Raw genomic sequence first — 6,042 nt, 5'->3', positions numbered from 1 at the left:
AACGGGCCTCGTCCTCAGTCGCCGGACGGGCTGGGTCGGCCTGGGCCGAGTCGGGTGACGTCTCGGCGGTGCTGGGTGCCGCCCTGTGCCCCGTGAGGGGCGCGGGGGACGCAGTCCCTGCCGGTGTTCGGGGCGGAGCCCCGGGCAGGCCGTCTCGGGGGGCGACGTACTCCGTCCCGGTCCCGCGGAGCCCTGCTGGGTGACCTCTTGACCGACCGAGTCGGGCCGTGGGGGGCCGGGTGTCGGCCTGTGCCCCGTGAGGGGTGCGGGGCCGAGTCCGCCGACAGGGTTCGGGGCGGAGCCCCGGGTGGGCGGTCCTCTCAGCCGGCTTCGGGTGGGTGGGTGGGTGGGCGAAAACCCCGTCGAGCCACCGCAGGTATCGTTGTACCGTTCTTGATGCCCTGTCCCACATGGCCGACAGGGCCATCGATCCCGTACCGGCGGGTGAACCGGCTACACACATGTACGTGGGGACTCTGTCCTTCGACCTGCTCCTCGGCGACATACGGTCGCTGAAGGAGAAGCGCTCCGTCGTCCGCCCCATCGTCGCCGAGCTCCAGCGCAAGTACGCGGTGAGCGCGGCCGAGGTGGACCATCAGGACCTCCATCGCCGGTCCACGATAGGCCTGGCCATGGTCTCGGGTGACGCGGAGCACCTGACCGACGTACTGGACCGGTGCGAACGGCTGGTCGCCGCCCGCCCCGAAGTGGAGCTGCTGTCGGTCAGACGCCGTTTCCACGGCGAAGACGACTGACCGGACCAGAGAACGCAAGAGAAGAAAGAACGGGAGACGGACCAGTGGCCGACAACGCGCGCGCCAAGAGGCTGGCGGACCTCATCCGAGAGGTGGTGGCCCAGAAGCTGCAGCGAGGGATCAAGGACCCGCGGCTCGGCTCCCACGTCACCATCACGGACACCCGTGTCACGGGTGACCTCAGGGAGGCGACCGTCTTCTACACGGTGTACGGGGACGACGAGGACCGCAAGGCCGCGGCCGCCGGTCTGGAGAGCGCCAAGGGCATCCTGCGCTCGGAGGTCGGCCGTGCGGCGGGGGTGAAGTTCACGCCGACGCTGGCCTTCGTCGCCGACGCCCTTCCGGACAACGCCCGCACCATCGACGACCTTCTCGACAAGGCGCGCGCCGCCGACGAGAAGGTGCGCGAGGCGTCCGCGGGCGCCGCGTACGCCGGTGGCGCCGACCCGTACCGCAAGCCGGATGACGACGAGACGGACGACACCGCCGAATGAACCGGAAGCACACCGCGCCCGACGGCCTCGTCATCGTCGACAAGCCGTCGGGCTTCACTTCGCACGACGTCGTGGCCAAGATGCGGGGGATCGCCAGAACCCGCCGCGTCGGCCACGCCGGCACGCTCGACCCGATGGCGACGGGCGTCCTCGTCCTCGGCCTGGAGAAGGCGACCAAGCTCCTCGGTCACCTCGCCCTCACCGAGAAGGAGTACCTGGGGACCGTCCGCCTCGGCCAGAACACCCTGACCGACGACGCCGAGGGGGAGATCACCTCCTCCACCGACGCCTCGAAGGTCACCCGGGACGCCGTCGACGCCGGCATCGCCAAGCTGACCGGCGACATCATGCAGGTCCCGTCCAAGGTCAGCGCCATCAAGATCGACGGTGTGCGCTCGTACAAGCGGGCCCGCGAGGGCGAGGACTTCGAGATCCCGGCCCGGCCGGTCACCATCTCGTCCTTCACCGTGTACGACGTCCGGGACGCCGTCGCCGAGAACGGCACCCCCGTCCTGGACCTGATCGTCTCGGTGGTCTGCTCCTCCGGCACCTACATCCGGGCCCTCGCCCGCGACCTGGGCGCCGACCTCGGCGTCGGCGGCCACCTCACCGCCCTGCGCCGCACCCGCGTCGGCCCGTACAAGCTGGACTCCGCCCGCACCCTCGACCAGCTCCAGGAGGAGCTGACGGTGATGCCGATCGCGGAGGCCGCCGCGGCCGCGTTCCCGCGCTGGGACGTGGACGCCAAGCGGGCCCGGCTGCTCACCAACGGCGTGCGGCTGGAGATGCCCGACGAGTACGCCGCCGTCGGCCCGGTGGCCGTCTTCGACCCCGAGGGCCGCTTCCTGGCGCTCGTCGAGGAACAGAAGGGCAAGGCGAAGAGCCTGGCCGTCCTGGGCTGAACCCCGCCGGTCTGCCCGTGGAGCGGCGAGCACGGGGCCCTGCTCCGCCGCCGCTCCACGGTCCCCCCTCGGTTCCCCCACCCCTAGGGTGTATCCAACGCTCCCCGTTCATTCACCCGCGCGGGCAGGCGCTCGGAGTGAACCCGGGGAGTGCAGGGGGGCGCGTTCGTCCGGCGACCTGTCCCGCTGATCATCTTCCGCCTACCGTCGAACAAGAGAGCACGTGGGCGCGGCGGGGAGGTACGACGATGGCGGGACGGGGCCCGCGAACCACCGGTGGCCGCCCTACGGCGCCGTACTCCAGCGACCGGCCGGCGCACGGCACCGGGTCCGCGCCGCACGACGACCGGCCGACGGCCACCCCGGCCCGCCCCGCTCACCCTGCCCCGCACGACCCCACCACCTCCCTCGTCCGCATCCACGACCTCGCCGGCCGGCCGCGTGGCACCGGCTTCCTGGCCGACCACCACGGCACGGTCGTCACCAGCCACGAGGCCGTCGACGGTCTCTCCCGCCTCGTCCTGTACGACGCCGACGACCACGGCTGTGTCGTGACCGCCGACGCGGTCACCCCGCTGCCGGAGCTGGACCTGGCCCTCGTCCGCACGGAGGGCCTCGCCGGCGACCCCCTGCCGGTCACCGCCCGGGACCACGTCGAGACCGGCACGTACGTCCGGCTGGCCGCCGGCTGCTGGCGCGAGGCACGGGTGCTGGCCGAGACGCCCGTGACGTACACGGCCACGGGCGGCCGCCACCTCCTGGACGGCGCCCTGGAGCTGGCGATCGGCACGGCGGGCCGGGACGCGCTGCGGTGCGGCGGGGGCGCGGCCGGCGGTCCGGTGCTCGACGCCGCGACCGGCGCCGTCGTCGCCGTCCTGGGCACCGCCCTGCACTCCGGGCGCGACGCCGGCTTCGCCGTCCCGCTGCGCCCCGGCCCGCCCGACGGCCCCCTCGCCGAGCTCCTCGCCCGCAACGCGGCGACGGTCCCCGCGTACGGCGCCGACCTCGATCCCGCCGGCGTCCTCGAACTCACCGCCACCCCGGCGGGCCCGGCCGGGCCACCCGGCGACTCGTGCGGCGTCCCGGTCGAACGCGCCGTACCGGCAAGGGAGTTCGCCGCCTTCGCCGCGAGCCTCGCGGCCGTCCCGCATCACCGCGTCGGGCCCGTCGTCCAGGCGCTGCTGCTCGTCGCCCGCCAGCAGGGCACCCGGCAACTCGCCGAGCGGTTGGGCGAGTTGGCCGACGCCCTGGAGGCCGAGCCGGACTCGTGGTGGGCCGCCCGTCTGCTCGCCGGGACCCTGCTGCGCGTCCCGGACGCCACGCCGTACCTCGGTGTCCTGCGGCTGCTGGCCGACCGGATCGTGGAGTGGGCGAGCCGGCCGGACAGGCCCGCCGAGTTCGCCCCCGGCTTCTGGACCGCCCTCCCGCTGCCGACGGAGACCCGCCTGGACCTCCTGCGCCGTCTCGTCCTCGCCGACGCGGCCCCGCACGCCGCGGGCGAACCCCGCCACCTCGACGCCGTCGCCGGGCTCCTCGCCGCCGACCCCACCGCCGTACAGCCGCTTCTCACCCGCTGGTTCGACGACGAGCGGCCGTTGCCCGCGATGCCGCACGCCACCGTGGCGACGGCCGCGCAGGCGCTGCTGCACACGCATCGGCACCGGGCGCCGGACGATCTGACGGAGGTCCTCGCCGACTGCGCGCACCCGCGGGCCGACGAACTGCTCGGTGTCCTGGCGGAGGAGGAACCGTCCGCGCTGTGCCGGGCCGTGGACCGGTGGGCGCACGACGAGCGGCCGGCCCGGCGGGCCGCGGCGGTGACGTACGGACTGCGCGCCGCGCCCCACGTCCGTACCGCCGCCGACCGGGAGCTGCTGCGGTACGCGGCCCTCACGCTGCTGGCCCGCCCCGCCGACCGCACCCTGCACGGCGGCGCGCTCGCCCTCCTCGTACGGGATCCGCAGACCCGCTCCCGGCATCTCCGGCAGGCTCTGGAGCGGTTCGCGGCGGGCGATCCGCAGCTGCCGCCGAGTGCCCTGCTCGCTGCCCTGACCACCCACCCGGAGCCGGTGCTGGACGCCTTCCGGGCCCGGCTGCGCGGTCCCGACGCGGGCGGTGTGCTGCGGGCCCTCGTCGACGTCACCCCGCCCGCCCTCGCCCGCCGCGTCGTGGTCCTCGTCCGGGAGGCGGTGGAGGGGTGCCCGGAGACCGCCGGGGACCTGGCCGGGTACGTCGACCGGCGCCTCGACCAGGGGCCGGCCGCCCGTGCCGTTCTGTTCCCGCTGGTCACCGGGCTGCTGGACGGCGGGCCCGTGCCGGTGCGGGCCGCCCTGGCCGCCGTCCTCGCCGCACCCGGCACCCCCGACTGCCGTCCTCTCCGCCGCGAACTCCTGGAGTTCCTCCTGACGCACGAGGACGACCCCGCCGTCCTGGCCGCCGTACTGCACGCGGCCGCCCGACGCAGCGGGGACGACCTGCGCGATCTCGTCCACCGCACCGGCCTGCTCCTCGTCCGCACGCCGCAGGGCGCGGCCCGCTTCGACCGCGGCCTGGTCGACCTGGGCCGCCATGTCCCCGGCTTCGCCGCGCAGGTGGCGGGCTGGCTCACGGACAGGCCGGGGGAGTGGGCGGCGGTGGTCGGCCCGAGCGCCCGCCGCGTGATCGAGAGCCTGGCGGGCGTCCGGGTGCCCGCCTGATCCGCGGATACGGGGAGGGTGGCCGCGTGGGCCGGGTCACAGCCCCGATACCGATGCGGGCCGGGGACTCCCGGCATGGCACCCTTAGAGCTGCGTAAGCGGTCAACGGAACACGAAGAACGATGAAACACGGACACGGGTTCGAGGAGCGGTCACAGTGCAGCGCTGGCGTGGCTTGGAGGACATCCCCCAGGACTGGGGGCGCAGCGTCGTCACCATCGGCTCTTACGACGGGGTGCACCGCGGCCACCAGCTGATCATTCGGCACGCCGTGGACCGCGCCCGCGAGCTGGGCGTGCCCTCCGTCGTGGTCACCTTCGACCCGCACCCCAGCGAGGTCGTCCGCCCGGGCAGCCACCCGCCGCTGCTCGCCCCGCACCACCGCCGCGCCGAACTGATGGCCGAGCTGGGCGTGGACGCGGTCCTGATCCTGCCCTTCACGACGGAGTTCTCGAAGCTGTCCCCGGCCGACTTCGTGGTGAAGGTCCTGGTCGACAAGCTGCACGCCAAGGCGGTCGTCGAGGGCCCCAACTTCCGCTTCGGCCACCGGGCCGCGGGGAACGTGGAGTTCCTCGCCGAGCAGGGCAAGATCTACGACTTCGAGGTCGAGGTCGTCGACCTGTACGTGCGGGGTGAGGCGGGCGGCGGCGAACCGTTCTCCTCGACGCTGACCCGCCGCCTGGTCGCCGAGGGCGATGTCCAGGGCGCCGCCGAGATCCTCGGCCGCCCGCACCGTGTCGAGGGCGTGGTCGTGCGCGGCGCCCAGCGCGGCCGCGAACTCGGCTTCCCGACGGCCAACGTGGAGACGCTTCCGCACACCGCGATCCCCGCCGACGGCGTCTACGCCGGCTGGCTGCACGCGGGCGGCGAGGCGATGCCGGCCGCGATCTCCGTCGGCACGAACCCGCAGTTCGACGGCACCGAGCGCACGGTCGAGGCGTATGCCATCGACCGCGTCGGCCTCGATCTGTACGGCCTCCATGTCGCCGTCGACTTCCTGGCGTTCGTCCGCGGCCAGGCGAAGTTCGAGTCGCTGGAAGGGCTGCTGGAGCAGATGGCGCAGGACGTGAAGCGCTGCCGGGAGCTGGTGGCGGCGGCGGAGTAGCCGTGTTCGGCTGAAGAACGCGAAAGGGGGGGCCGGGTGGTTGGGCACCCGCCCCCCCGTCAAATGGCGGGTACAGCAGCCGGGGCGGGG

5 protein-coding genes are annotated in these 6,042 nt (G+C 74.2%); all 5 read left to right on the top strand.

Annotation, left to right across the window (positions count from 1 at the left end; genetic code table 11):
• The first annotated feature begins 461 nt into the window (after positions 1-461).
• Positions 462-755: a DUF503 domain-containing protein gene (locus ACPT94_RS39760; protein WP_425247997.1), complete on the top strand. Its 294-nt coding sequence runs from the start codon at positions 462-464 to the stop codon at positions 753-755.
• A gap of 44 nt (positions 756-799) precedes the next feature.
• On the top strand, positions 800-1,249 hold the full coding sequence (rbfA, locus tag ACPT94_RS39755) for a 30S ribosome-binding factor RbfA (protein ID WP_360345526.1): 450 nt from the start codon (positions 800-802) through the stop codon (positions 1,247-1,249).
• Positions 1,246-2,151 (top strand): tRNA pseudouridine(55) synthase TruB, encoded by a 906-nt coding sequence (gene truB, locus ACPT94_RS39750; protein ID WP_360345528.1) that lies wholly within the window; start codon positions 1,246-1,248, stop codon positions 2,149-2,151. The genes rbfA and truB overlap by 4 nt, the downstream gene beginning before the upstream one ends.
• A 248-nt stretch (positions 2,152-2,399) precedes the next feature.
• Positions 2,400-4,847 (top strand): trypsin-like peptidase domain-containing protein, encoded by a 2,448-nt coding sequence (locus ACPT94_RS39745; RefSeq protein ID WP_425247996.1) that lies wholly within the window; start codon positions 2,400-2,402, stop codon positions 4,845-4,847.
• 157 nt (positions 4,848-5,004) lie between these two features.
• On the top strand, positions 5,005-5,952 hold the full coding sequence (locus tag ACPT94_RS39740) for a bifunctional riboflavin kinase/FAD synthetase (RefSeq protein ID WP_425247995.1): 948 nt from the start codon (positions 5,005-5,007) through the stop codon (positions 5,950-5,952).
• Positions 5,953-6,042: the final 90 nt, after the last annotated feature.

Origin of the sequence: Streptomyces aurantiaciflavus, assembly GCF_049808595.1 — a bacterium.
GTDB lineage: Bacteria > Actinomycetota > Actinomycetes > Streptomycetales > Streptomycetaceae > Streptomyces.
The sequence above is the reverse complement of the archived record's forward strand: the minus strand, read 5'-3'. Positions and strand labels throughout refer to the sequence as shown.